At 68.0% G+C, this 22776-nt stretch carries 29 protein-coding genes; 11 read left to right on the top strand and 18 right to left on the bottom strand.

What is annotated here, in order from left to right; genetic code table 11:
• Nucleotides 1-43: 43 nt before the first annotated feature.
• The 11 genes from GH736_RS00665 (at nucleotide 44) to GH736_RS00615 (ending at nucleotide 9337) form a co-directional block, all read left to right on the top strand.
• Entirely contained in the window at nucleotides 44-1051 is a 1008-nt protein-coding gene (locus GH736_RS00665; protein WP_159599265.1) for a DNA cytosine methyltransferase, read from the top strand.
• A 105-nt stretch (nucleotides 1052-1156) separates the two neighbouring features.
• Nucleotides 1157-2059, top strand: coding sequence for a flagellar motor switch protein FliM (locus GH736_RS00660; protein ID WP_159599263.1), 903 nt, complete (start codon nucleotides 1157-1159; stop codon nucleotides 2057-2059).
• Nucleotides 2056-2712, top strand: coding sequence for a flagellar motor switch protein FliN (gene fliN / locus GH736_RS00655; protein ID WP_235933780.1), 657 nt, complete (start codon nucleotides 2056-2058; stop codon nucleotides 2710-2712). The genes GH736_RS00660 and fliN overlap by 4 nt, the downstream gene beginning before the upstream one ends.
• Nucleotides 2712-3134, top strand: coding sequence for a FliO/MopB family protein (locus GH736_RS00650; RefSeq protein WP_159599259.1), 423 nt, complete (start codon nucleotides 2712-2714; stop codon nucleotides 3132-3134). Before fliN ends, GH736_RS00650 begins: the two co-directional genes overlap by 1 nt.
• The gene (gene fliP, locus GH736_RS00645; RefSeq protein ID WP_159599257.1) at nucleotides 3131-3958 is read left to right on the top strand and encodes a flagellar type III secretion system pore protein FliP; all 828 of its coding nucleotides are present in this window, start codon (nucleotides 3131-3133) and stop codon (nucleotides 3956-3958) included. Before GH736_RS00650 ends, fliP begins: the two co-directional genes overlap by 4 nt.
• A gap of 2 nt (nucleotides 3959-3960) precedes the next feature.
• Nucleotides 3961-4236, top strand: a complete 276-nt coding sequence (gene fliQ, locus GH736_RS00640) for a flagellar biosynthesis protein FliQ (protein WP_203230607.1) — start codon at nucleotides 3961-3963, stop codon at nucleotides 4234-4236.
• 4 nt (nucleotides 4237-4240) lie between these two features.
• Nucleotides 4241-5002 (top strand): flagellar biosynthetic protein FliR, encoded by a 762-nt coding sequence (locus tag GH736_RS00635; RefSeq protein WP_159599255.1) that lies wholly within the window; start codon nucleotides 4241-4243, stop codon nucleotides 5000-5002.
• Nucleotides 4999-6099, top strand: a complete 1101-nt coding sequence (locus GH736_RS00630) for an EscU/YscU/HrcU family type III secretion system export apparatus switch protein (RefSeq protein ID WP_159599253.1) — start codon at nucleotides 4999-5001, stop codon at nucleotides 6097-6099. Before GH736_RS00635 ends, GH736_RS00630 begins: the two co-directional genes overlap by 4 nt.
• 11 nt (nucleotides 6100-6110) lie before the next feature.
• On the top strand, nucleotides 6111-8147 hold the full coding sequence (locus GH736_RS00625) for a flagellar biosynthesis protein FlhA (protein WP_159599331.1): 2037 nt from the start codon (nucleotides 6111-6113) through the stop codon (nucleotides 8145-8147).
• Nucleotides 8128-9006 carry a hypothetical protein gene (locus tag GH736_RS00620; RefSeq protein ID WP_159599251.1) on the top strand — a complete coding sequence of 293 codons (879 nt, stop codon included), beginning with the start codon at nucleotides 8128-8130 and terminating at the stop codon, nucleotides 9004-9006. The genes GH736_RS00625 and GH736_RS00620 overlap by 20 nt, the downstream gene beginning before the upstream one ends.
• A 64-nt stretch (nucleotides 9007-9070) precedes the next feature.
• Nucleotides 9071-9337, top strand: a complete 267-nt coding sequence (locus GH736_RS00615; RefSeq protein WP_159599249.1) for a carbon storage regulator — start codon at nucleotides 9071-9073, stop codon at nucleotides 9335-9337.
• On the opposite strand, the gene fliW is transcribed toward GH736_RS00615, so the two are convergent.
• The 18 genes from fliW to GH736_RS00525 form a co-directional block, all read right to left on the bottom strand.
• Nucleotides 9328-9690, bottom strand: coding sequence for a flagellar assembly protein FliW (fliW, locus tag GH736_RS00610; RefSeq protein ID WP_159599247.1), 363 nt, complete (start codon nucleotides 9688-9690; stop codon nucleotides 9328-9330). The genes GH736_RS00615 and fliW overlap by 10 nt on opposite strands.
• Nucleotides 9687-10571: a flagellin N-terminal helical domain-containing protein gene (locus GH736_RS00605; RefSeq protein WP_159599245.1), complete on the bottom strand. Its 885-nt coding sequence runs from the start codon at nucleotides 10569-10571 to the stop codon at nucleotides 9687-9689. Before GH736_RS00605 ends, fliW begins: the two co-directional genes overlap by 4 nt.
• Nucleotides 10571-11980 carry a flagellar hook-associated protein FlgK gene (flgK, locus tag GH736_RS00600; RefSeq protein WP_235933779.1) on the bottom strand — a complete coding sequence of 470 codons (1410 nt, stop codon included), beginning with the start codon at nucleotides 11978-11980 and terminating at the stop codon, nucleotides 10571-10573. The genes GH736_RS00605 and flgK overlap by 1 nt, the downstream gene beginning before the upstream one ends.
• Nucleotides 11980-12459 (bottom strand): flagellar protein FlgN, encoded by a 480-nt coding sequence (locus GH736_RS00595; RefSeq protein ID WP_159599327.1) that lies wholly within the window; start codon nucleotides 12457-12459, stop codon nucleotides 11980-11982. The genes flgK and GH736_RS00595 overlap by 1 nt, the downstream gene beginning before the upstream one ends.
• A gap of 111 nt (nucleotides 12460-12570) precedes the next feature.
• Complete coding sequence (locus GH736_RS00590) at nucleotides 12571-13776, bottom strand: hypothetical protein (RefSeq protein WP_159599243.1); 1206 nt, start codon at nucleotides 13774-13776, stop codon at nucleotides 12571-12573.
• The gene (locus GH736_RS00585) at nucleotides 13773-13916 is read right to left on the bottom strand and encodes a hypothetical protein (RefSeq protein ID WP_159599241.1); all 144 of its coding nucleotides are present in this window, start codon (nucleotides 13914-13916) and stop codon (nucleotides 13773-13775) included. Before GH736_RS00585 ends, GH736_RS00590 begins: the two co-directional genes overlap by 4 nt.
• Nucleotides 13917-13954: 38 nt before the next feature.
• Entirely contained in the window at nucleotides 13955-15439 is a 1485-nt protein-coding gene (locus GH736_RS00580; protein WP_203230606.1) for a CCA tRNA nucleotidyltransferase, read from the bottom strand.
• 96 nt (nucleotides 15440-15535) lie between these two features.
• Nucleotides 15536-15868: an FtsB family cell division protein gene (locus tag GH736_RS00575; RefSeq protein WP_159599239.1), complete on the bottom strand. Its 333-nt coding sequence runs from the start codon at nucleotides 15866-15868 to the stop codon at nucleotides 15536-15538.
• Between the two features lie 50 nt (nucleotides 15869-15918).
• Complete coding sequence (locus GH736_RS00570; RefSeq protein ID WP_159599237.1) at nucleotides 15919-16245, bottom strand: hypothetical protein; 327 nt, start codon at nucleotides 16243-16245, stop codon at nucleotides 15919-15921.
• 19 nt (nucleotides 16246-16264) lie between these two features.
• On the bottom strand, nucleotides 16265-17953 hold the full coding sequence (locus tag GH736_RS00565; RefSeq protein ID WP_159599235.1) for an RCC1 domain-containing protein: 1689 nt from the start codon (nucleotides 17951-17953) through the stop codon (nucleotides 16265-16267).
• Between the two features lie 8 nt (nucleotides 17954-17961).
• Nucleotides 17962-18618, bottom strand: coding sequence for a hypothetical protein (locus GH736_RS00560; RefSeq protein WP_159599233.1), 657 nt, complete (start codon nucleotides 18616-18618; stop codon nucleotides 17962-17964).
• The gene (locus GH736_RS00555) at nucleotides 18615-19358 is read right to left on the bottom strand and encodes a hypothetical protein (RefSeq protein WP_159599231.1); all 744 of its coding nucleotides are present in this window, start codon (nucleotides 19356-19358) and stop codon (nucleotides 18615-18617) included. Before GH736_RS00555 ends, GH736_RS00560 begins: the two co-directional genes overlap by 4 nt.
• Before the next feature lie 190 nt (nucleotides 19359-19548).
• Entirely contained in the window at nucleotides 19549-19836 is a 288-nt protein-coding gene (locus tag GH736_RS00550; protein WP_159599229.1) for a hypothetical protein, read from the bottom strand.
• Nucleotides 19837-19890: 54 nt separating this feature from the next.
• Nucleotides 19891-20370 (bottom strand): hypothetical protein, encoded by a 480-nt coding sequence (locus tag GH736_RS00545; protein WP_159599227.1) that lies wholly within the window; start codon nucleotides 20368-20370, stop codon nucleotides 19891-19893.
• A gap of 10 nt (nucleotides 20371-20380) precedes the next feature.
• A complete protein-coding gene (locus GH736_RS00540; RefSeq protein ID WP_159599225.1) occupies nucleotides 20381-21127 on the bottom strand; it encodes a DUF805 domain-containing protein in 747 nt (248 codons plus the stop codon).
• Nucleotides 21128-21155: 28 nt separating this feature from the next.
• A complete protein-coding gene (locus tag GH736_RS00535; protein WP_159599223.1) occupies nucleotides 21156-21392 on the bottom strand; it encodes a hypothetical protein in 237 nt (78 codons plus the stop codon).
• A gap of 36 nt (nucleotides 21393-21428) precedes the next feature.
• Complete coding sequence (locus tag GH736_RS00530; protein ID WP_159599221.1) at nucleotides 21429-22013, bottom strand: hypothetical protein; 585 nt, start codon at nucleotides 22011-22013, stop codon at nucleotides 21429-21431.
• A 57-nt stretch (nucleotides 22014-22070) separates the two neighbouring features.
• Nucleotides 22071-22676, bottom strand: a complete 606-nt coding sequence (locus GH736_RS00525) for a hypothetical protein (protein WP_159599219.1) — start codon at nucleotides 22674-22676, stop codon at nucleotides 22071-22073.
• Between the last annotated feature and the right edge of the window lie 100 nt (nucleotides 22677-22776).

The raw sequence follows: 22776 nt of genomic DNA, 5'->3' as shown, positions 1-22776 counted from the left end.
GAAAGCCTGGGTGGGCCAGCCCCACGCCGCGCATGAGCGTGGCATGAAGCAGACCTTGACCGCCGCCAGCCCCCGCACCGTCGACCTGTTCGCCGGTCCTGGCGGCTGGGATGAAGGCGCCCGGATCCTCGGCCAGGACCTCGACATCGCCGGGTTCGACATCTCGAAGGACGCCTGTGCCACCGCGACTGCGGCCGGGCACCGCCGTGAGCTCGGTGACGTCCGCGCGCTCCGGTACGACCGGTTCCGGTCGGCGACCGGCCTGATCGCTTCGGCGCCGTGTCCGACGTTCTCAGCGAGCGGCCGCCGGACCGGCAACGGTGAGGACTACCAGAAGGTCCTAGACGTGTGGACCTCCGTCGGTTGGGACATCCCGATCGAGGAGGCGCTGGAGTCGGTCGCGGACGTCGAGGACCGGCGCACCGCACTCCTCGCCGAGGCGGGCCTCTGGGCGCTGACCCTCCCGAACCTCGAGTGGGCGGTGTTCGAGCAGGTGCCGTCCGTCGAGTTCGCATGGGAGGACCTGTCCGCAGAACTGTTCAGTGTCGGGTGGGACTGGTGCGATGTCCTGGACGTCGACTCCGCCGACTACGGTGTCGCCTCACGCCGGCGCCGGACGTTCCTCGTCGCCCGGAAGCATTCCCCGTCCACTGTCGGCTTCCAGCTGGAGGAGCGCACCACGACGATGGCGGAGGCGCTCGGTTGGGGCCTAGGCCACCAGATCGTCACTCGCGGGAACCGCAAGCCGACCGGCGGGAACCGGTTCTCTGCGGACAAGACGTCCTGGTGCCTGACCGGTTCATCACGGACCTGGGAGCGCGAGGACGGGCTGCGGCTCACCCCGGCGGAGGCGGGGCTGCTCGTCGGGTTCGACCGGTCGTACCCGTGGCAGGGCTCCCGGTCTTCCCAGTTCCTGCAGGCCGCTGACGTCGTCTCCCCCGTGGTCGCCGCAGGTGTCCTCGGCGCCGCCCTGAACGTTGACGCCCGCCAGCCGGTGCGAGAGCACCTGAACCGGATCCACACCCCGCAGGAGGCTCTCCAAATGGCGTAACCCGCGCATGGGAGACGTTCACCTTCGCCGGCACGGTTTCCGCGCATGTGATCGGTGAGCCTTCCCGGTCTTACGTCACCGGGCCGTGCTGCCGATAGTTCTGACGTGAGCAACCGAGACGCGAGATCCTTGAACCACCCCGCTCCCAAGCCGCCAGAGCTCTACGACTTCCGTCGACCGACGACCTTGGCCCGGGAGCACTCCCGTGTGCTCGAGGTCGCGTTCGAGACGTTCGCCCGCCAATGGGGCACCCAGCTCACCGCGAACATCCGCACCCGCTCACAGGTGACGTTCGACGAGGTCACCATGACCACGTACGACGAGTACGCCGCAGCGCTGCCTTCACTGACCACGATGGTCCTCTGCGACCTCGGCGAGGAGCCCGCGAAGGCGGTCGTCCAGTTCCCCGGAGCGGCAGCGCTGTCCTGGTTCTCCCACATGCTCGGCGGCGACGGATCCCATGAAGAGCCGGAACGCCCGTTCACCCAGATCGAGCAGGCGCTCCTCCGCAAGCTCGTCGAAGACCTCATCGACGACCTCCGCTACTGCCTGAACGGGCTGCTCGAAGGCGACATCCAGATGAGCTCGGTCGCGTCGAACTCACAGTTCGCGCAGGCGGCCGCCCCCGCCGAGCTGATGGTGATCGCCTCGTTCACCGTCCAGACCGCCGAACGGGTCGCCCGTGCCACCCTCGCGTTCCCGTCCGAGGTGCTGCTCCGCCGCCTCGGCGACGCGAACCCCGTGATCCGCGACGGCGAAGCACGGCCGCTGCTGGAACGCCAGATCGCGGAAGTCCCCGTCGACCTGACACTGAACCTCACCCCGTTCGAGGTCACCACCAAGGACATCCTCCAGCTCGAGGTAGGCCAGCTGATCAAGCTCACCCACCCGACCGATCGACCGATGCTGGTCGCCGTGGACGGCCAACCGGTCGGCTCCGCCGCGCTCGGCAAAGCCGGAACCCGTCTGGCATGCACCATCACCGACACCAAGGAGACGAACCGTTGACCACCATCGACCTGTCGGCGGTCGCCGACGCGCTCGTGAAGTCGCTTCCCACCTCGAAGCAGCTGACCGCCGTGCCAGTGCCGGCGGACGGTGCGAGCGCGGCGACGAACGCCTACCAAGTGACCCTGGTCGGTGCGACCAGCGCCGACCTCGTCGTCGCGTTCGATGACAAGGATCTGCTCTCCTCGACCGGCCTGTCCGTGGAAGTGGCGGTCGCGTCCGCGTTCGCGTCCGCAGCCGATGTGATCGGTGTCGGCCAGATCAGCGACGTGAGCGCCGGTGGCGCCGCGATCATCGACAACCCTGACACCACCGGCCGGTTCGAGCTCCGAGACGGAACCAAGCGAGTCGGCTGGTTTGCCGTCCACGTCCGCGAAGGCGGCAACGGCGGACTCGACGGGCTCGCCGACCGGCTCCCCCGGGTCAGCAACGTCGAAGTGACCCTCACCGTCGTCATCGGCACCCGGAAGCTCCTCATCAAGGACGTCCTCGGGTTCAAGCCCGGCGACGTCGTCGAACTGGACCGCGCCGCCGGCGCCCCAGCCGACATCCGCGTGAACAACAAGCTCGTCGCGCACGGCGAAGTAGTCGTCGTCGACCAGGACTATGGCGTCCGCATCACCCGGATCCTCGACGAGGACGCCATCGCCTGATGGACCTCATGATGATCGGCCGCAGCGTCGTCGCCTTGGCGGCGGTCCTAGCGCTGCTCTGGTGGCTGAAGGGCCGCCTGGACCGCGGCAAGACCGGCGCCCGCCGACCCGTCGGCGGTGACCTCACCGTCGTGCGTAAGCAGGCGCTCGGCAAGCGCGCCTCCCTCGTCGTCGTCGACCACGGCGGCCGCCGGCTCCTGATCGGTGTCGCAGACCAGCAGGTCACGCTCCTCCACGACACCGAACTCCCCGAAGCGCCAGAGTTCACCCTCGACGACGAAGCGGCCGCCGAGCTCGGCGAACGTCACGCCGCCGACACCATAACCACACCCGCAACGCACGGATCGCTCCGCGGGGTCGCCCTTTCGCTCGCCGCACGGATGCGGACAGCAGAAGCCGTGAGGCAGGGACCCGCCCAATGACAGCTGCCGCGACCACGTCCCGGTCGCGGAAGCTCGCCTGGTACGCCGCGATCTTCGCGGCAGTCACCGTCACCGCAGTCCTCGCGACCGCCGTGCCGAGCTTCGCCGCGCCCATCGACCCGACCCCACCGACGGACCCGGCCGCGCCCGGCACCGGCTCCTTCGGGGTGACGATCAACGGCCCGGACGGCACCCCGTCATCGGCGATCGTCACTCTGCTGACCATCACCGTCCTCAGCGTCGCCCCGGCGCTGCTGCTGATGATGACGTCATTCACGAAGATCTTCGTGGTGCTCGGCATGACCCGGAATGCGCTCGGGCTCCCGTCGATCCCGCCCACGCAGGTGCTCGCAGGTCTCGCGCTGTTCCTGACCGCGTTCATCATGTGGCCGGTACTCACCGATGTGAACAACGCCGGTGTGCAGCCGTACCTCGCAGGCGACATGACCTTCGACCAGGCAATGACCGCCGGCACAGAGCCGCTCCGTCAGTGGATGCTCGGGTTCACCCGCGAGGAGGACATCGCGCTGATGACCCGGGCTGCAGGGCTGGACAACCCCGGCACCCCGCAGGACGTCGACATGATCACCCTGATCCCGGCGTTCCTGATCTCAGAGCTCCGCGCGGCGTTCATCATCGGGTTCGTCATCTTCGTCCCGTTCCTCGTCATCGACCTCGTCGTCTCGAGCGCGTTGATGTCGATGGGCATGATGATGCTCCCGCCGGTGATGATCTCGTTGCCGTTCAAGATCCTCCTGTTCATCCTCGTCGACGGGTGGGGCATCCTCGCCACCACCCTCGTGTCTTCTTACAACGGGAGCTGAGCGTGGACACCAACCAGGTCATGGACATCGGCGTGCAGGGGCTCCTCCTCGCCGGGAAGCTCGCCGCACCCATCCTCATCACCAGCCTCGTCGTCGGGTTCGCGATCTCGCTGGTCCAGTCGATCACGCAGGTGCAGGAAGTCACGCTGTCATTCGTCCCGAAGGCGGTTGCTGTCGCGGTGGCACTGGTCATCTGCGGGCACTGGATGATCTCCGAAGCGGTGACGTTCACGAACGAGCTGTTCGCGCGGATCCCCTCCCTCGTCGGGGGCGGTTGAGCCGATGTACATCCCGGTGGACTTGCCGTGGATCCAGGCAGTGATGCTCGCCTCGGTCCGCGTGATCGCGTTCGTGGTGATTGCCCCGCCGTTCTCGCACAAGTCGTTCCCGGGTCGTGTGAAAGCGGTCATCGCGATCGGTCTGGCGCTCGCGGCCGCGCCTCGGGTGACGTCAGGGTTCGAAGAGCTCGGCGACGTCGCATTCCTCGGCTCCCTCATCGCCGAGTTCGCCGTCGGCGCGTGCCTGGGCTTCATCGTCTACGTCCTGTTCGCCGCCGTGCAGGACGCCGGCGGGCTCATCGACACGTTCGGCGGGTTCCAGATCGCTCAGGGGTTCGACCCGCAACTGAACATCCACGGCGCCCAGTTCTCCCGCCTCTTCGGGATGGCGGCGATCGCGTTGACGTTCTCCACCGGCGCGTACCAGGTGATCATCGGCGGGCTCATGTCGACGTTCGAGTCGGTGCCGCTCGGCGCCGGGTTCGACGACCTGAACATCGAGACGGTCGTCGCAGCGGTGTCCGGGGTGCTGGTCGCCGCCGTGCAGATCGCAGGCCCACTGCTGATCGTCCTGTTCCTCGCCGACATCGGACTGGGTCTGCTCACCCGGGTCGCCCCCGCGCTGAATGCGTTCGCGCTCGGGTTCCCGTTGAAGATCCTGCTGACCCTCACCCTCGGCGTGCTGATCTTCGTGGCGTTGCCCGCCACGATCGCCTCCCTCACCGGTGACGCGATCCACGCCATCCAGGGGGTGACGGGCGGATGAGCGACTCCGAGGAACGGACAGAGCAAGCCAGCCAGAAGCGGATGAAGGACGTCCGCGAGAAGGGGAAGCTCCAGAAGTCGCAGGACGTCACGGCGTGGCTCGGTATCGGCGCCGCAGCCGCGGTCCTCCCCGCGACGATCGCGTCCGCGGCATCCGCGACGTCCGCGCAGATCCACCAAGCGTTCGCGGTGACGGCGAACCCGAACCCGGAAGCCGCCGTTGAGATGCTCGGGCAGGGACTCGGATCGGTGCTCGGGATCCTCGGGATGATGCTCGCCGTCGTCGCGGTCGCCGTCATCGTCGGCTCAGCAGCGCAGGGTGGCATCCACCCGCGGAAGTTCAAGGGCAAGTACGAACAGTTCAACCTCGTCGCCGGGGTGAAGCGGGTGTTCGGGCTGCAGTCGCTCTGGCAGGGCGTGAAGGCGCTCCTGAAGACCGCGGTTGTCGGCCTGGCCCTCTATCTGGTCATCCAAGCGCTGATGCCGGTCCTCACGCAGGCCGGTGGCTTGAACATCACCTCACTGCTGGAGGCGGCCGCGTCCGGAGTCACATCGCTGCTGGTCACGGCTGTCGCCGCGGGTTTGATCATCGCCGGGTTCGACGTGTTCGTCGTCTGGAAGAAGAACCGCAAGCAGACGATGATGACGAAGAAGGAAGTCCGGGACGAGATGAAGAACTCGGACGGCGACCCCCTGATCAAGGCGCAGCGCCGCTCCCGTCAGCTCGCGATGAGCCGGAACCGGATGATCGCTGCGGTCGCCGACGCCGATGTCGTCCTCGTGAACCCCACCCATGTCGCCGTCGCACTGAAGTACGAAGCCGGCAAGGGTGCCCCACGCGTCGTCGCGAAGGGTAAGGGCGCGATCGCGTCCCGGATCCGCCAGGAAGCGGAACGGAAGAACGTCCCGATGGTCAAGGACGTCCCGCTCGCCCGCGCCATCCATGACACCTGCAAGCTCGGCCACGAGATCCCTGTCGACCTGTACCAGGCCGTCGCGCTCGTCCTCCACTTCGTCGCCGCGCTGAAGCGCCGCGGCTCCATCTCCGGCATTCACACCATGAACCGTCCGACCCTGACGCTGGGAGCAACCACGTGAAGTCCATCCTGATGAAGATCGGCGTCCCAGTCGGGGTCGTCGGCATCCTCCTGCTGCTGATCGTCCCGATCCCCTCGTGGCTGCTCGACATCCTGATCATCGTGAACATCCTGTTCGCGTTGGTCATCCTGCTCACCACGATGTTCGTGCGGAAGCCGCTGGACTTCTCCGTGTTCCCGTCGCTTTTGCTGGTCGCGACCCTGTTTAGGCTCGGGCTGAACGTCGCATCGACCCGACTGGTGCTCGGTGAAGGGTTCGCCGGAGACGTCATCCAGGCGTTCGGTCACGTCGCCGTCTCCGGGTCCGTGATCATCGGCGCCGTCGTGTTCCTCATCCTCGTGGTCATCCAGTTCGTCGTCGTCACCAAGGGCGCCGAACGAGTCGCCGAGGTCGGCGCACGGTTCACCCTTGACGCGATGCCCGGCAAGCAGATGGCCATCGACGCGGACCTGAACGCCGGGCTCATCACCGAAGAGCAGGCACGCACCCGCCGCGCGGAAGTCGCCGCCGAAGCGGACTTCTACGGCGCCATGGACGGTGCGTCGAAGTTCGTCAAGGGTGACGCGATCGCCGGCATCATCATCATCGTCATCAACGTCATCGGCGGTATCGCCATCGGCATGCTGCAGAACGGCATGGAGATCACCGAGGCGCTCGAGCACTACACGATCCTCACCATCGGCGACGGTCTCGTCACCCAGATCCCGGCGCTGCTCATGGCGGTGTCCACCGGCATGATCGTGACCCGCTCTACCGCGGAGAGCGACCTGGGCTCTGCCGCATCGAAGCAGCTGTCGCAGTCGCAGGTGGCGATCCTGATCGCCGGTGTCGCCGCGATCGTCATGGGCTTGATCCCTGGGATGCCGTTCCTGGCGTTCGCCGCGGTCGGGGTGACCCTCATCCTCGTCAGCCGCCGTTTGAAGGCCGCAGAGGCCCGTGCAGCAGCCCGCGAGGCAACGCCCGGCCAGACGTCCCCCGCGCAGCCTGAGACGACCGAGGATCTCATCGACCAGATGCAGGTCCACAACCTCGAGATCAGCCTCGCACCCGACGTCGTCGACATCGTCTCCGGCGCCAGCGACGACCTCCTCGCCCGGGTGAAGGCCCTCAGGAAGAAGATCAGCCGCGACTACGGCTTCATCATCCCCCGGGTCCGCACCCGCGACTCGGTGGAACTTCCTGCTTCCACGTACGCGATCAGCATCGCCGGCGTCGAGGAAGCGCGCGGAGTCGCACCGACCGGTCGTGTCCTCGCGATCGGCGCCGAACAGTCCCTCGCCGGGCTTCCCGGTCAGATCACCCACGAGCCGGTGTTCGGCCTCGAGGGCAAGTGGATCCCCGGCGAGATGCGCCGCACCGCCGAGCTCGCCGGCGCCACCGTCATCGACCGAGTCTCCGTCGTCGTCACCCACCTCAACCAGGTGGTCCTCGCGAACGCCGCCCGCCTGCTCTCCCGGGAGGATGTACGCACCCTCACCGACCACCTGAAGCAGTCGAACCCGTCCGCGGTCGACGAGCTCACCCCGGCACCGCTGTCCCTCGCCGAGGTGCAGCGTGTCCTGCAGGGGCTGCTCACCGAACTCGTCCCGATCAACGACCTCGGCCGGATCTACGAAGCCCTTTCACTGCGTGCGAAGGTCACCACCGACCCGGAGCAACTCGTCGAAGCCGCCCGCGCGGCGCTCGGCCCCGCCGTGGCCGCCCAGCACATCACGGACCGGAAGCTGACCGTGGTGACGATCGACCCGATGCTCGAGCAGCAGATGCTCGAAGGGCTCCGCCCCACCGACCAGGGCACGCAGATCCTCCTCGGGCCCGAAAGCGTCGCCCGGGTCCTCGACTCGGTGAACCGGACCCTGGACGCCGCTGAGGCGGAAGGCCTGAACCCGGTGGTCGTTTGCGCCCCGCCGCTCCGGCCCGCGGTCCGCCGGATGATCGCCGCGCAGAAGCACGGCGTCACCGTCCTTTCCTACTCGGAGGCGACCGCTTCCGGGAACATCACGATCGACACGGTAGGGGTGATCCGCGATGAGCCGGCACACGTATGACGGAGTGACGCTCGAGGAGGCGAAGGCGAAGGTCCGCGCCGCGCACACTGACGGATCCAAGGTGGAGGTGATCTCCGCGGAGGAGGTCAGCCGGCCAGGATTCGGCGGCTTCTTCGCGAAGACGAGGTACGAGATCGTCGTCGAGGTAGACGATGAGGACCCGGCGTCCGCGTACACGTTGAACTCTGCCTCCGGTGGCCTCCAAGCGCTCCTCGCCGCCGAGGACGCCGCTGACGGCTACGAGAAGCCGGCCGCACCCGACCGGTTCGAGCAGGTGATCGCGGGCCTGCGAGACCTCACCGACGGCACCGAGGACACCACGACGGACCGGTACGGTCTGGACCTCTTCCAGCCGTCCCCAGTCGACGTGCTCGAGCGGGCCGTGCAGGTGCCGGTCATCTCCAAGCGCCCCGGCGATCTGGTCGTACTCGTCGGCCGGCCCGACGATGTCGTCGCTGCAGCGAAGACCCTGTCACGGGGCGGACGCTACGCGGACGTCCGGCCGGGAGGTGAAGCCACCATCCGCTCCGCAGAGCCGGTTGTCGACCGGCGCAGCAGCCTGCACGCACGCGCCGCAGCAGTTGAGCGGGAACGACCGGTGTACGTCGCGTACGGTGTCGCGGCGGCTGGGTACGCCGACCTGGAGTCGGTGTCGCCGGACGAGCTCTGGCTGGTCGTCGACGCGGCGATGAAGCCGGAGGACACCGCCGCGTGGGCGCGACCGTTGATCGCGGCGCAGCACGTCGACGGGCTCATCGTCATCCGCGCCTCAGAGACGCTCACACCCGGCACCGTGAACCTGCTGCAGGTCCCGGTCGGGTACGTGGACGGGAAGCCGGCAGACACGCCGACGCTCTGAAGCCCTTCCGCGCATGGTACGGACAGCACTGAACCATCGATCACCCATGGAAGGGAGGGGACTCGTGCTGATCCTCGCAAGGAAGTTCGGAGAGAAGCTCCTCATCGGAGACGACATCACCATCACCATCGAACGCGGCCGTGCCGGCGACCAGGTCCGAGTGCACATCGACGCACCGAAGACCGTCAGGATCCTCCGCGCCGAGGTGCGCGACGAGGTGGAGCGTCAGAACCGCGAAGCGATCGCCGCGGACGGGCAGCTGGCCGCGCTGGTCGCAGGCGTACAGGTCCCCCGCATCCCGAAGCGGGACGAGGGAACTGGTCAGGCGTAGCTGAGGGTCGCCCTCATCGGGAAGTCCTGCCCGTCGAGGATCACCTGCAGGGCACGGTCCTGGTAGACCGCGACCGGTGCGAGCAGGTTCACGGTGAGCTCGCCCGCGCCGGAGTTCGCGATGACGAACACCTCGACATCCTCAGGTGCAGCGCCGAGCGCTTCGAGGTCGAACTCGTCGAACGCCGGCTTGTATGTCGGCAGGTGATCGGCGGCCGCGATCGCGTAGAAACCGACCCCGCCTTCACCGTCGAACCGGTACAGCCCCTCAGCACCCTCGATCTCATCGAGGGTGTACGTGAGGTTGTCGCCCAGGCCGGGCATCGGGGCGATGAAGGACAGCTTCTTGCTCATCTGAGGTACTCCATGAGGTTCATCTGGGTGGATCGGGCGGTCACGGACAACGCGGTCTGGTAGACGAGCTCCTGCATCTGCAGTTGGATCGCCACCTCCTTGATGTCGATGTCTTCGATGTCGGATCGCTGGGATTCCAGCTCCACCTTCTTGGTGGCGAGGGTCTCCTGCGTGGTGAGGACGGTCGCGTGGCGTGCGCCGACGGTCGCCTGGGCGTTGCGGACCCCCTCAGCGACGACGTCGATCTGGGTGACGCGGCCGGTGACGCTGACGCCGGAGCGGAGGTCCGCAGCGACCTGGTCGAGGAGGGCGAACACGCTGGTGCCGCCGGCGCCGAACACCTGCTGCCCGTCGACGTCGACACGAACCGTCTTCTGGTCGGACACGCGGCGCTCCACGCTGGATCCGGGGATCCCATTGAAGCTGTAGTCCGGGTTGAACGCCACCCCGGCGTCCGACGTACCGGCGAACACGGAGCGCCCCTGGTACTGGGTGTTCGCCTCCTTGACGAGCGAGTCGCGGATCGCTTCGAGCTCCGATGCGATCGCCTCCTTCGCTGCCGGCGACATCGCCCCGTCGTTCGCTCCCTGCAGGGTGAGGTCGCGTGCGCGGACGAGGAGGCTGTCGACGGAGATGAGGCTCGAGTCGAGGGTGGTCAGCCAGCCGAGGCCGTCCTGGACGTTCCTGGAGTGCTGCTCGTTCGCGTTCTGCGACGAGCGGATCGCGACCGCGTTCGCGGTGCCGGCCGGGTCGTCGGAGGGGCGGTTCAGCTTCCGGAAAGTGGTCGCCTGGTCCTGCAGCTCTGCGAGCTGCCCGCCGGCGGTCTGCATGTGGCGGCCTGCGGAGACCATCCGCATGAGGGAGGTGGTTCTGGTGATCATCAGCGGCCCACGAGTCCTGTCTTGTTGATGAGGGTGTCGAGCATTTCGTCGATCGCGGTCATCACCCTCGCGGCCGCCTGGTACGCGGTCTGCGACTCCACAATCTGGAGGTTCTCTTCGTCGAGGTCCACTCCGGCTTGCGCCTGCTGGGCGTTGAACGCGTTGTTCGATGCGAGCTCGGCGAGGGTTGCCTGCTGGTTCTCCGCCTGGGCGATGACGCCGACGCCGGTGACGAACGTCGCCCAGATGTTGTCCGCGGATCCTGGCCCGGTGCCGAGCTGGCTGATCTTGTCGGCGATCGAGCTGTCCAACGCCCCGCCTCCGACCTTCCCGGCGGCGATGTCGTTCACCCCGGTTGCGATCACATTGAGTCCGAGCGCCGGGGCTGCTCCAGTGGTGAGGCTGAAGAAGTCCAACCCGGTGGTGCCTGTCGGGGTGGCACCGGTCTGGTGGACGGCGTTCACGGTGGCGGCGAGGGTGGTCGCGACGTCGTTGAACGCTTGTGCCGCCTGGGCGAGCACACCGCCGGACGCGGCTGGAAGGAGCAGGTTGAGGTTCGCGCCGAGTTCGCCGCCGTCGAGTGGGATCGCAAGCCCTGGGTGCTTCGTCCACTCGAGTTGGACGTTGTCGCCGAGGGTGGTTCCGCCGACGATCCGGACCTCGTTGAAGTCGGGTCCGGTGACGAGTGGGTTGCCTCCGATGAGGACGTCGATCGAGCCGTCCTCGCGGTTGATGGTCTGCCCGCCGGCGATCTGCGCGACCGTGGTTGCCAGGAGGGCGCGCTTGTCGACGAGTTCGTTCACGGAGCCGCCAGCGGCTGCGGTGTAGCGGATGAGGTCGTTCAGTTCGGCGATCTGCCGGCCGACGTTGTTCAGCTCGTCGGTGGCGGTGTTCACGGTCGCGCGGACGGACGACCACTGCTGGTCGACGCCGCGGTACCCTTCGGCGATCTGGGAGGCGATGACGGTCGCCTGCTCGATGACGACTCCGGCGGCTGCGGGCTTCCCGGGGTTGTTCGCGAGGTCCGACCAGGACGACCAGAACTTGTCGAGGGCGGCGCTCAGCCCGTTCTCCCCTGGTTCGTTCAGCCTGGTCTCGAGGGTGCGGAGCGCCTCAGCTCGGACCCCGTGGAACCCGTACGACGCTGATGCGGTGCGGACGCGTGCGTCCGCGTGGATGTTCCCGAGCCGGGAGATGCTGTCGACGGTGACGCCACCGCCGGGTGTTGGGAGCGGCTGGGCGAACATGCCGGCCCGGCCGACGGACGGGTTGGAGCTCAGCTCGGCGCGTTGTCTGGTGTATCCGGGCGTCTTCGCGTTGCTGATGTTCTGGCCTGCGATCTCCAGCCCCATGCGGGCTGCGGTGAGGCCGAGGTATGCGACGTTCAGGCCGCTGAAAGTGCTACCCACTACATCTCCTTGTCGATGAGCCGGGCGACGCCGCGGCCTTGGTCGGTGACGCCTCTGGCGTTGTACGTGCTCGTCGACGTGCTCGAGTCGGCGAGGGTCTCCTGGGTTGCGCGAAGCGCCCCGCGGATCAGGTGTTCGTTCGCGGAGCGGACCTGCTCGACCTCGGAGACGGTCGCGGCGAGGCCTGCGGCGTGGCTGGTGAGGATCTCTCCCCACGGTCCGTCCGGGGCGTGCTCGGCGAGTTCGCGGAGCCCGGCGCCTTCCGGTGCGTTCCATTCCGCGGCGACGCCGTTCAGTTCGACCGCTCGGGCGAGTCCGACGCGGCTGAGGCGTTCCTGAACTGCTGCGACCTCCTGGGTGGCGCGGTTCAACCACCGGGTGTTGCCGGCGGTGAGCATCATCTGCTCGGCCTCGAGCTTGAACAGGAGGACGTCGAGGAGTTCGCGTTCCTCCCAGAGCAAGGCGGATGCTTCGTGCATGCTCACCGCGCCCCACCTCCTTCTTCCGGTGCGCGCCGGAATGCGGGGTCCGGCGTTTCACCGAGAACTATCGGCAGGGAGGTGGGGTTCGTTAGGCCCGGTGAGGAGGGTTCAGTTGCGGCCGCGGAAGTCTTCGATGAGGTCCAGGGCGGACAGGAGCCCTTCCGCGTCGGATCGGTCCGACGCGGTTGCGGCGAGGGCGGCTGAGGTGATGATCTCCTTCAGTTCGTCCAGGAGTTCCGTCTTGGAGGTGTATCCGAGGTCGAGCATGTGGTCGGCGAAGCGGACGACGTCCTTGGCTTCCTCGTCGTCCCATTCGGCGAGGTCGGCTGGGCCGTTCAAGCCGGTCGCGATGGCGGTGACCATCCGGTCGCGGCCCGGCCGGGCGGGGCCGCGGAACAGGTCGTCGGACGGTGCTTCGGAGCCGTTGGTGCTGACCGGGGCTACTGGAGGCTCAGGGTGGGTCGCGGGAACAGGGTCTGCCGGCTGCTCTGCCGGCAGCGGCTGCAGGGCTGGCAGCGGAGTCTCTCCGACGTGCGCTGTTCCCGCGATCTCGGCTGCGATCTCCTCGGCGGGGACCGGCGTGTGGGACAGGCCGAGCATCGTGTCGATGATGGCGAGCCACCGGGCGACTGTGGCGAGGTCGGATGCGCTGCCGGCCTTCGCTGCAGCGATGATGCGGTCCGCTTCATCGTGGCCGTGCACGGAGTGGCCGTGGGTGAGGGCGAGCGACAAACGGTCCTCGTCGGTGGGTTGGCCTTCCGGGATGGCGGTGAGGATCGTCTCGTCCATCCCGATCGCCGGGTAGGTCGGTGCGATCCGCTGAGGGTCCTCGAGGGCGGGTTCGGCGGGGCCGGTGATCTCGGCTTCGATGACGTCGGTGGTAAAGCCTCGATGCCAGCGGTCACCGTCGGTGGGGTCCTGCTCAAGGGGAGTGAAGTCGGCTGCGGCGGCGTCGATGAACGGGTTCGAAGTGGCCGGCTTCGGCGCCGGGTTCCAGTCGGCGGAGCGGAGCGCCGCCTCTGCGTCCGCAGCGGTTTCCGCCGCGGTCTCCTGCGTGGTCGGCACGCCGGGCTTCTTTGCCGGGAAGTGCTTCATCTCCTCAGGGTCGTCGGATGCTCCGATGAGCTCGCGGGCGGGGAGTTTCACTGCAGGCTTGGGTGAGTAGTCCTCTTCCGGGGTTCCTGGTCCATCGGCTGGTGCTTCGACAGCCCCGGCGACCGCTGCCCACGGGTTCACTTGACCCGGTGCCTCGGGCGCGGGCTCGACGTCGTCCGCTTTCCGCTTCCGGGCGGGAACCACCTTGAACATGCTCATCGGGTCTCACCTCCGGTCGCGGCGGTGAATCCGGCGACCGAACCCACCTCGCCTTCGGGGACGTTGGCGAGGTACGCCTCGAGCGCGAGGATCATCTCAAGCGTCGGAGACGGGGTGCGGGAGGGCAGGGTGAGGCTCACACCGTACCCATGCGCGGGTACGTGCCGGGTTGGACCTTTCAGCCGTTGGCGGCGGCCAGGTACCCGTCGAGCCAGCGGACGGCGCCGGCTTCGTCGTCGAACACGTCGGAGTCCTGCGCGTCCAGCGACGCGGCAAGGATGTCCTTGAACGCCGGCCCCGGGCGCAGCCCACGGGCGATCAGGTGCTCTCCGCGGACCAGTCGTGGCGGAGCTGCCGCCGGGCCCAGCTGGTCGACAAGCGCGAGCCATGCGTCAGCTGGTGAAGAACCGGATGCTGTGCCGCGGCCTGCATGGTCGGCTGCGACGACGGCCGCCCACTCGGCTACCGGGACGTCCCCGAGACGTCGAAGAAGGCCTCGGACCGCCCGCTTGGATGGTGCCTTTCCTCCGGTGCCGGCGACGACCATGTGCTCACGGACGATGATGCCGACATGCTCGGCCACGTCCGCGGGTGCGCCGATCGAACGGAGGAAGTCGCGGGCGATAACGGATCCGACGTCTTCATGTTCGTAGCTGGTCACCTTCCCGTCGTCGTGGACGCGGGTGGTGTCCGGCTTCCCCAGGTCGTGGCAGAGAGCAGCGAGGACGACCCGTTCCCTGGCTGCCGGCTCGAGGCCGGCTGCCGCCGCCGCGGCTGCTGCGGCGTCCGCTGCCTGGCCGAGATGGGTGAAGACGTCACCTTCCGGGTGCCAGTGGGCGTCCTGCACGCACCCGCGGGTCGCTGCGAGAGCTGGGAAGTGGCGAAGCCATCCGGTGCGTTCTAGGACGTCAAGGGCTGCGGTGATGCTCGTGCCTGCGCGGGCGAGCTTCCGGAACTCCTGCCACACACGTTCGGTCGCCAGCTCGTCGAACGTATCGGAGATCGACTCGGCCAGACGGGCGGTGTCCTCGTCGAGAGTGAGGCCCATCCGTGCGCAGAATTGCGCGGCACGAAGCACCCGGAGCGGGTCTTCGCTGAACGCGTCGCTGGTGTGGCGGAGGATCCCCGCTTCCAGGTCGGCCATTCCCCCGAACGGGTCGACGACCTCCCCGGTGGTCGGGTCGTACCCGATGGCGTTGATCGTGAAGTCTCGACGGGCGAACGCGTCCACCTCGTCGAGGGTGGGGTCCACGTCCACGGTGAACCCGCGGTGCCCGTCACCGACCTTCGAGTCGCGTCGCGGCAGGGAAACGTCGAAGTCCTCACCGTCGAGGACCGTCTTCAGGACGCCGAACGACACACCGGTCAGGTCCACCTTCGCGCCGGTCGCGGCGAGCTCGTCCCGGAGTTCGTCGAAGCCCGTGAGCCCGTGCACCTCGATGTCGACGTCCTTCGGCTGCGTTCCCGGGGCGCGGAGTGCGTCCCGGACTGCACCGCCGACGATCAGCGGTGTCCCGCCGGCCGCGCTGCACGCCGCGATGACCTGCTGGGTGGCGGCGCTCAGCTCGAGGAGGTCAGGTGCGGCGCAGCGGTGCGCGGCGCCTCGCTCCCGTGACGTCCCACAGTTCGGGCAGGTGACCTGCTCGTCGGCGTGCAACATCATGCCGGCCGGAGTGTGCTCGCGTGCGAAACGGCCGGCGCGGTCACGGCTGTACTCATCAGGAGATCCCATTCGGTCATACGTGCGCGGCGCCGTACGTCACTGCGCGGCGTCCCAGACTGACACAAGCAGGTCGTCCATCCAATCCGGGGTGACCTCTGTGATCTCAGGCAGGATCTCAGGGAGAGGCTTCTCCTCAGGCTTCTCACCGACCGTGAGGTACAGCGTCTCCCCCGGCATGACAAAGTAGAGCCGCTTCCTCGCCTCGGCGGCGATGAACGTAGGGTCGTCCCACCGGGCGCGCTCGCCCTGCAGCCTGGTTAGGTTCCGCTCCTGCTTGGAGACGCGCGACTCCGCGGCAGCGATGTCCGCACGCTGATCGGCGAACACCGCGATCGGCGGGCCGACGACGACGGATGCGAGCGCGATCACGGCGACGGTGACGAGCCCGGCCGGGGTGACGAGGAGGCGGAGGGCTCCGGTCAGAAGTTCGCGTGGTGCTCGACGACGCCGAGGAGGTCGCGCGCGTCGACGTCTTCCTGCTGAAGCAGCCATTCGAAGTCCTCCAGGAGGCTGGTGCGGGTTTCGAGCTTCGCCGCCCAGTCGGCGTCGTCGAGGTAGCATTCCGGGTCGATGGAGTGGCCGTACTCGGCGTACTCGTCGATCACCGAGTCGAGAGCCTCGTCCGGTGTGGCGAACACGGGTGCGTCGCTTCTCGGCTGGGGTTTCCAGTCGTCGGAGGCGAACCCCATCACGGGCACGAACCCGTTCTGGGTGCGGCGGATCAGCCAGTAGTTGTCAGCGGACATGCGAGGCCTTTCGGTTGGGTCAGCGTCCGTAGGAAGCGAACGGGGTGTAGCCGGGGGTGTTCACGGTTGTTGCGGTCTGCGCGATAGTCGGACGGGCCACATCAGCGGTGGAGCCGACGCCGGCCTGGCCCTGCTGGTTGAGCCCCCACCCGTACAGGCGGCCCTTCCAATCGACGGCGTAGCCGGTGCCGGGTCCCGCGGCGACGTGAGCGAGACGGAGCGCACCGGCGGTTTCGACGGGTGCGGCGGCGTTGCCGGTGTCGGCGTTGCCGAGCTGCCCGTCGGAGCCTTCACCCCAGCAGGAGACGTGACGGTGGTCATCCAAGGCGCAGGCGAACCGGTCGCCCACGGCGAGATCCGTTGCGAGGTGCGGGAGCGCGACCTGCACCGGTGCGTTGCTGTCAGCGGCCTGCCCGTTGCCGAGCTGCCCGGCGGAGCCTTCACCCCAGCAGACGACCGTGGAGGCGGTGGTGAGCCCGCAGGCGGTGCCGGCGCGGACGGTGAGGTTCTGGAAGCGGGTGTCCCCGGCGACTCGGGTGAGCAGACCGTTCCGGTCGGACCCGCCGCCGAACCCGTTCAGGCACCAGGCGCGTGCGGCGCCGTCGATCGCGCAGAGGTGACCGTCGTGGGTGAAGGAGCCGGTGGTCAGGTTGAGGTTCTCGTCGACGCGGGTCGGGGAGATCCGCCCTGATGCCTCGTTCAGGCCCCAGCAGAGCAGGCCCCCGGCTGCGGTGTCCCCGCCTGCGGCGATGCCGCAGGTGGTGTGCGCGCGGGTCTCAAGCCAGACGAACTTGCGGTTGTTCTCCGTGGCGGTCGGTGCGGTCACCGCTCCGACTTCGCCGTTCCCGACCTGCCCGTCGGTGTTCTCGCCCCAGCACATCCCGACGAGGTCGGTGCGGATCCCGCAGATGGTGCCGGAATCCATGGTGAGTGTGGTGAAGCGGTGATCGCCGAGAACCGGGGTGGGGCGGTTCGCCGCGCCGGCGCCGACGCCGAGCTGTCCGCTCGAGTTCGGACCCCAGCAGTAGGCGGTTCCGGCGTTGTCGAGGGCGCACACTCCGCTCGCACCGGCGTTGGACTGCTCCGCGAACAGTGCGGTGAGCTTGCGTCCCGACGGGACTGCGCCCATGTCGACTCGGGTGGGGGTAGGTCGTCCGTTCGGGGTGCCGTCGCCGACGGTCGCACCCCAGCACCAGGCGGCGCCTGCGGTGTCGAGGATGCAAGCGCGGCTCGGGCCGGTGGCGATCGCGTGTCCGCCGGCGGTGGAGAAGCGCCCTTCGATGACTCGGTCGACGGAACCCCAGGTGGGTGCGCCCTCGTTCGTGAACCCGGTGATGTGGGTCCCTGCGGCGGAGGTGAGCTCACGGGTCTCCTCCACCGTCGCGCCGGATGCGTTCACGGCGGTCAGCTGCAGCTTGGGGGTGCCGTCCGTGGCGGTGACGACCGCGGCTTCGACATCGACGCCGTTGTACGACACCGGGCCGGTTGTCGCTGGTACGCCGGCGTTCAACTCGGCGAGGTACTGGGAGTACCTCGCGTCGATCGCCGCTCCAGTCCGGATCGTGTCCGCGTAGGTGTGCTGCTCGGCGATGGTGGTCGCGGCCGTGAGCGCCAGCGTCGACGCGATCACCGCTGCGACGGCGATGAAGGACACTCCGGCGGTCATCGAACCGCGGTTGGAGCGGAGGAGTGTTCGGATGCTGGTCATCTGGGTCCTCATGGGGCGACGAACGTGGACGTGCCGGACGCGGCACCGTTCAGGACGGACATGCGCGGGGCGTTCTCCACGAACACCTGATCGGCGGACGGTGCGGGTAGTGAGACCCCGGCGGTGATGTGCACGGAGACTCGCTTGACGGCCGAGCTCGACCATTTCACTTCGCTGATCCCCGCCGGATTGGGGACTGGGTCGAGGGTGAGGAGGTCTCCTGTGCGAGTGAAGGTGCGTCCGCCGACGTTCTCGTACCCGAACGGGTCAGCGTCGGCGATGTCGGTGAACAAGGTCGCGGCGGAGGTGTCCTCGACGGTGCCGAGGCACCCGGTGGGAGCCAGCCCACCGTCGACTCCGAAGGTGGTTTCGGTCAGGGCGAGGTCGAACCGTCCGTTCTCAGGCTTCACCTGCCAGAGCGACTCGATGCAGCGTCCGTCGCGTTCGACTACGAACGTCACCTGCCGTTCGCCTGGCCGAATCCCGACTGCGTCGGTGACGTCCGCACGCCACCGGGACTCTGCGGCGACGACCCGGGAATGGTCGGTCGCTGCCGTGTCTGTTTGCAGCTTCCAGAACGCGAAGCCGGCCGTGCCGACCGTCAGGACTGTCAGTGTCGCGACGGTGACCGCCGCGGTCGCGAAATGCGTGTTCGGGATCCTCATCGTGCCGCCTCGTACAGCGTGAACCGGGACAGGTGGACGGAGGCGCCGACAACTTCTACGTCGACCGTGTCGTCTGGCGTGGCGAACACCGAACCGTAGAAGTACGTGTCATCGGACTCGTCGAACAGGATCGCCTCGAGGACACGGCCGCCGGACACGAAGCGCACCTCGCCGACACCGGTAGCCGCGTCGACTCTCACGACGTAGCGCACCTCTCCGACGTCCGGGACGGTGAACGAGGTGAGGGTCGTCGAGGCGACGGCGGCGCCGGCGCCGAGCGCCACCTCGGCGGGTGCGAATTCAGCATCCACCGGCGTGGTGATGATCCCGGGATCGGCGGTTGTGACGGACACGGTGGCGGTGAAGCATGCGGTGGCCCGGATGTCCGGGTCGGCGCAGTCTGCGGAGTCACCGGTCGGTACGGAGACGTTGATCTTGGCGATGCCGGTGAGGTCTTCCCTCCACCGGAACACCGGGACGGTTCCGGCGCCGATGGTGGTGTCCGCGCCGACGGGCGTCCCGGCTGGGACCTGGCTAGGGTCCCGTGACAGCGTCGCCGCTTCGGTTCGCGCCCATGCCGCCCGTTCGGTGCTGGTGGCCGTTGCTGTGACGGCCTGCTCAGCGGCGGTGCTGACCGCTGCGAGCCCGGCAACGGTGGTTGTGACCACGGCAAGGCCGACGGCGGCGTCGATGAGGATGCCGCCGCGACGGCGTCCGCCGTCCCCGAGTCGTCTCCCCATCCCGGCCCCTTCCTGTCGGCCCTGAGCGCCGTGTTCGAACAGGAAGATCCCAGTGCGGCGCGGTTCACACATCACTGTCGGTTGCGGACGCCGATCCGTCACCGCGGCCTGCTCGCAATCCGAGCGCTGTGCCGCGCTCCCGCTGACTGGAACGACACAGGCCCCGGGTTCTGAAGGCCTGTGTCGTTGCCTATCGGACGGGAGCGGAAACCGTGCGGCGGTACAGCAGCTTCCTACGAGGGCTTCCGGCGCCCCAGAGATCCGTCCAGCGCTGCACCTCGCCGGCTTCGGCGAGCTTCTCGAGGTGCTTGCGGATCTTCTCCTGCAGTCGGTCCTTGTCGCGGCCGCCGATGCGGGCGGCGTTCGCGACGAAGTTGGCGAAGACGGACACGTTCAGCCATGCGTCCCGCGGGCCGTACAGGCCGACGAGGTAGTCCAGTTGCTTCGCGACCGCGTTGGCGATCTTCTCTTCATCCATGAAGAGTGCATGCGCGGAAGCGAGGTGGCGGCGTCGGTTCGCGCCCGCAAGCCGCTAGGCGAGTCCTGCTTCTCCGACCGTCCGGTTAGCGAACGGTGCCGCACCGTGCTCGGCGCGGAACTCGTCGAGGATCGTCGCCTTTTCGGTTGCGTGTTCCGGTGTGGCCTTCCACGCCACCTCGAGGTCTTCGGCGTCATGGAGCTGCCAGAGGAACCGGCCTCCCCAGTGCGCTGCCGGATGGCCAGCCCCGAACCGTGCGAGCTCGTAGAGCCGGCGTCGGATGTCACCGGACGCCCCGACGTAGAGGAGCTGCACCCCGGGCACCCAAGCGTTGCGGAGGTCCGTCTGGGATACGGTCGGGTCCTTCTCACGGTACCGGCCCGCTGTGCTCGTCCCGAGAAACACCGGTTCGTCGGTGGATCGGCGGACGACGACGTACACACCACCGTCGGTGGGGAGGTCATCGCCGAGGTCGGTGATGCGGCGGAAGCCGGTGAAACCGTCGTTCTGCAGCGATTCGATGGTGCCGTTCATCGGCGAAACCCTATCCTGCCCACGACTGGCTCGCCTGCCGCTCCTCGTATGGGCCCTGGAGCGTCATCACGAGCAGTGCGATCCCGCCGAACGGGGCGAGGGATATGAAGATCCACCCCCACCCGAAGCCTGCATCCCGGAGACGTCTGACCGTGACAGCGAGGGACGGCAGAAGCAGGATGAGCCACGTTGCAGTGGTGAACGCTGGCGCATCGATGGCCGCGTCGATCACCACGGCGTTGAGTGCGACCGCGAACGTGAACAGAACCCACCACCAGTACTCCGGTCGGCCGGCTCGGCCGGTGAAGTCTGCGAACTTCGAGAAGACCGAGCGGACCGCGACGAGCAGATTCCCCACGTATGGTGCTGGATCAGATGCGGGCCTGCTGTACTGCGGGCCGGCGTACATCGGCTGCGGCGCGGGGACGAGGTAGACAGGCTGTGCTTGCGCCGGAGCGCCGCCGGCCGGCGCCGGCGGGTACGCGGCGATGGGAGGACGGCCATACGGTGACTGCTCGGCACGGTACGGCCCCGTTGGCGCGCTCGGCGCAGACGTGACGCTTGGCGCGGCGGGTGGTGAAGGAACCGGCTTGCCGCTCAGCCATGCGTCATACATCGATTGCAGGACCGGACCGTGGGTGACGATCCATTCTGCTTCGGCGTCGCTGAAGGTGAACCCGAGCTGTTGCCGGGCGACGGGGTTGCGGATGGAGTTGGCGAACTGGTCGAGCGTCGTTGTTGGCTGTCCGCCGTACATTCGGGATCCTCTCGCGGTTGCTCGAAGACTAGCGGGCGTCGAACACCATCTGGAAGATGATGGCGGCGATGAGCATTGACGTCGCCGCGAACGCGGAGAACGCCGCCAGACGGGGCGGCCACCACTTCTTCCCCCACGATCCGATGTCCACGACGGCGCAGACGATCACGACGATGACGGCGATGACAGCCCACCAGAACAGCCCGACGGATGTCTCGACGATCGCCATGCCCGGGAGGAACGGGAGGCCGGATACGTCATCCACGGTCGGGCCCCCTCCTGCCGGCCCGGACGTGCCGGGTCACAGTTCGGCGATGACGGTCCGCAAGCGGACGTTCTCGGTGAGCGCGTCGGTGAGCTCCCCGTCACCCATGCAGCCGACCTGGATGGCGGTTCCGACGCCGGCACGCGCGACCGCGCGAAGGGTGAGGTAGCTGGTCCCGGATTCCCAGGTGAGTGTTTCAACGTGCCGGGGGCTGGTCTGCTCGTTGAACTTGATCCGACGGTCGATGACCGGGTCAGCCTTCGGGGTCCACTGCGCGAACCACAACCTGGTGCTCGCCTCGTCGTCGCCGAACTGCGCCGCATCGCCGGTGAGATCGACGGTCGACACCTCAGCCCAGCACCAGCCGTCCTTCGACTCGAACCGTTGGAACCGCTTCGTCCTGGCGGTTTCCACTTCCTGCCAGAGGTCATCGTCGCCGAGGGTTGTCTTCACCCCGATGGAGCCGACTTCGTGGACGAGGTTGCCGGCGTCGAACGTGAGGTCGACGATGTCCGCCTCTGACTTCGGTGCCGCCCAGACGTACAGTGTGCCCACCAGCGCCACGACCGACACCGTCGTCGCGACGGTGAAGAGGATCGCTCGGGTGGCCTGCTTGCTCATGGGTCGGTGCTTCCTGGGTGACGAGGGGTGGAACACCCTGAAGCCATGCGGCGAAGCTCAGCCTGCGACGTGGACGTGGGTTGTCACGTACGCCACCGCGCCGTCCGCGTCAGCACCGGCCGCGCAGTCGATGTCCGCGAACACGGCGACGTTGATCTTCGCGAACACCCGGGCGATCGTCGCCCACCGGGTGCCGTCCGGGTCAGCGCCTGCCACCTGACGGAACGCCGCCGAACCGCCGGCGTACGGGATCCCGGCGTCAGCGGCGGACTCGGCGATGCGCGGCTCCGGCGCGGAGTACAGGTGCGCGAGATACCTGTCGGTGTTCGCGCGGTCGTCGCCGTCCACGGTCACCGACGCCGGAACCGATCCGTTGTGCACAGTGACGACGCACCCGCCGGACGTGTCCTTGTAGACCCGGGCGCCGGTCGCGGTGCCGTTCAGCAGCCAGCCGTCCTGACCGTCGATCGTGTCGACGAGCTCAGGGTGCGCGTCCGCCTGCAGGTTCGCACCTGCTTCGAAGCTGAGGTCGAGGAGTGCGGGTGTCGCGGTCGCCGTCTCGATGTTTTCACCAGGCAGCTTCACGCTGACGCAACCGGTCAGTCCGAGCGCGGCGGCAGCCAGCGCGGCGATCGCGCCGGTGCGGCGGACGGTGAGGTGCATACGACAGGTCTCCGGGTGGGCGCGAGGGACACCCGGTGGACATGCGGCGAGCAGGTTGGATCAGATTCCGGACGGCCCATCGGGGCTCCGGCTACATCAG

Source organism: Agromyces humi, from assembly GCF_009720255.1.
In the GTDB taxonomy this organism is placed as follows: Bacteria; Actinomycetota; Actinomycetes; order Actinomycetales; family Microbacteriaceae; genus Agromyces; species Agromyces humi.
This window is presented reverse-complemented; position numbering and strand designations above follow the sequence as displayed.

What these genes read in the sequence shown, in the direction of transcription:
- GH736_RS00665 (WP_159599265.1), top strand. Translation starts at nt 44, where the DNA reads ATGAAGCAGACCTTGACCGCCGCCAGCCCCCGCACCGTCGACCTGTTC.
- GH736_RS00650 (WP_159599259.1), top strand. Translation starts at nt 2,712, where the DNA reads ATGGACCTCATGATGATCGGCCGCAGCGTCGTCGCCTTGGCGGCGGTC.
- fliP (WP_159599257.1), top strand. Translation starts at nt 3,131, where the DNA reads ATGACAGCTGCCGCGACCACGTCCCGGTCGCGGAAGCTCGCCTGGTAC.
- GH736_RS00635 (WP_159599255.1), top strand. Translation starts at nt 4,241, where the DNA reads ATGTACATCCCGGTGGACTTGCCGTGGATCCAGGCAGTGATGCTCGCC.
- GH736_RS00630 (WP_159599253.1), top strand. Translation starts at nt 4,999, where the DNA reads ATGAGCGACTCCGAGGAACGGACAGAGCAAGCCAGCCAGAAGCGGATG.
- GH736_RS00625 (WP_159599331.1), top strand. Translation starts at nt 6,111, where the DNA reads ATGAAGATCGGCGTCCCAGTCGGGGTCGTCGGCATCCTCCTGCTGCTG.
- GH736_RS00620 (WP_159599251.1), top strand. Translation starts at nt 8,128, where the DNA reads ATGAGCCGGCACACGTATGACGGAGTGACGCTCGAGGAGGCGAAGGCG.
- fliW (WP_159599247.1), bottom strand. Translation starts at nt 9,690, where the DNA reads ATGAGCAAGAAGCTGTCCTTCATCGCCCCGATGCCCGGCCTGGGCGAC.
- GH736_RS00605 (WP_159599245.1), bottom strand. Translation starts at nt 10,571, where the DNA reads ATGATCACCAGAACCACCTCCCTCATGCGGATGGTCTCCGCAGGCCGC.
- GH736_RS00595 (WP_159599327.1), bottom strand. Translation starts at nt 12,459, where the DNA reads ATGCACGAAGCATCCGCCTTGCTCTGGGAGGAACGCGAACTCCTCGAC.
- GH736_RS00590 (WP_159599243.1), bottom strand. Translation starts at nt 13,776, where the DNA reads ATGAGCATGTTCAAGGTGGTTCCCGCCCGGAAGCGGAAAGCGGACGAC.
- GH736_RS00580 (WP_203230606.1), bottom strand. Translation starts at nt 15,439, where the DNA reads ATGATGTTGCACGCCGACGAGCAGGTCACCTGCCCGAACTGTGGGACG.
- GH736_RS00570 (WP_159599237.1), bottom strand. Translation starts at nt 16,245, where the DNA reads ATGTCCGCTGACAACTACTGGCTGATCCGCCGCACCCAGAACGGGTTC.
- GH736_RS00565 (WP_159599235.1), bottom strand. Translation starts at nt 17,953, where the DNA reads ATGACCAGCATCCGAACACTCCTCCGCTCCAACCGCGGTTCGATGACC.
- GH736_RS00560 (WP_159599233.1), bottom strand. Translation starts at nt 18,618, where the DNA reads ATGAGGATCCCGAACACGCATTTCGCGACCGCGGCGGTCACCGTCGCG.
- GH736_RS00555 (WP_159599231.1), bottom strand. Translation starts at nt 19,358, where the DNA reads ATGGGGAGACGACTCGGGGACGGCGGACGCCGTCGCGGCGGCATCCTC.
- GH736_RS00550 (WP_159599229.1), bottom strand. Translation starts at nt 19,836, where the DNA reads ATGGATGAAGAGAAGATCGCCAACGCGGTCGCGAAGCAACTGGACTAC.
- GH736_RS00545 (WP_159599227.1), bottom strand. Translation starts at nt 20,370, where the DNA reads ATGAACGGCACCATCGAATCGCTGCAGAACGACGGTTTCACCGGCTTC.
- GH736_RS00540 (WP_159599225.1), bottom strand. Translation starts at nt 21,127, where the DNA reads ATGTACGGCGGACAGCCAACAACGACGCTCGACCAGTTCGCCAACTCC.
- GH736_RS00530 (WP_159599221.1), bottom strand. Translation starts at nt 22,013, where the DNA reads ATGAGCAAGCAGGCCACCCGAGCGATCCTCTTCACCGTCGCGACGACG.
- GH736_RS00525 (WP_159599219.1), bottom strand. Translation starts at nt 22,676, where the DNA reads ATGCACCTCACCGTCCGCCGCACCGGCGCGATCGCCGCGCTGGCTGCC.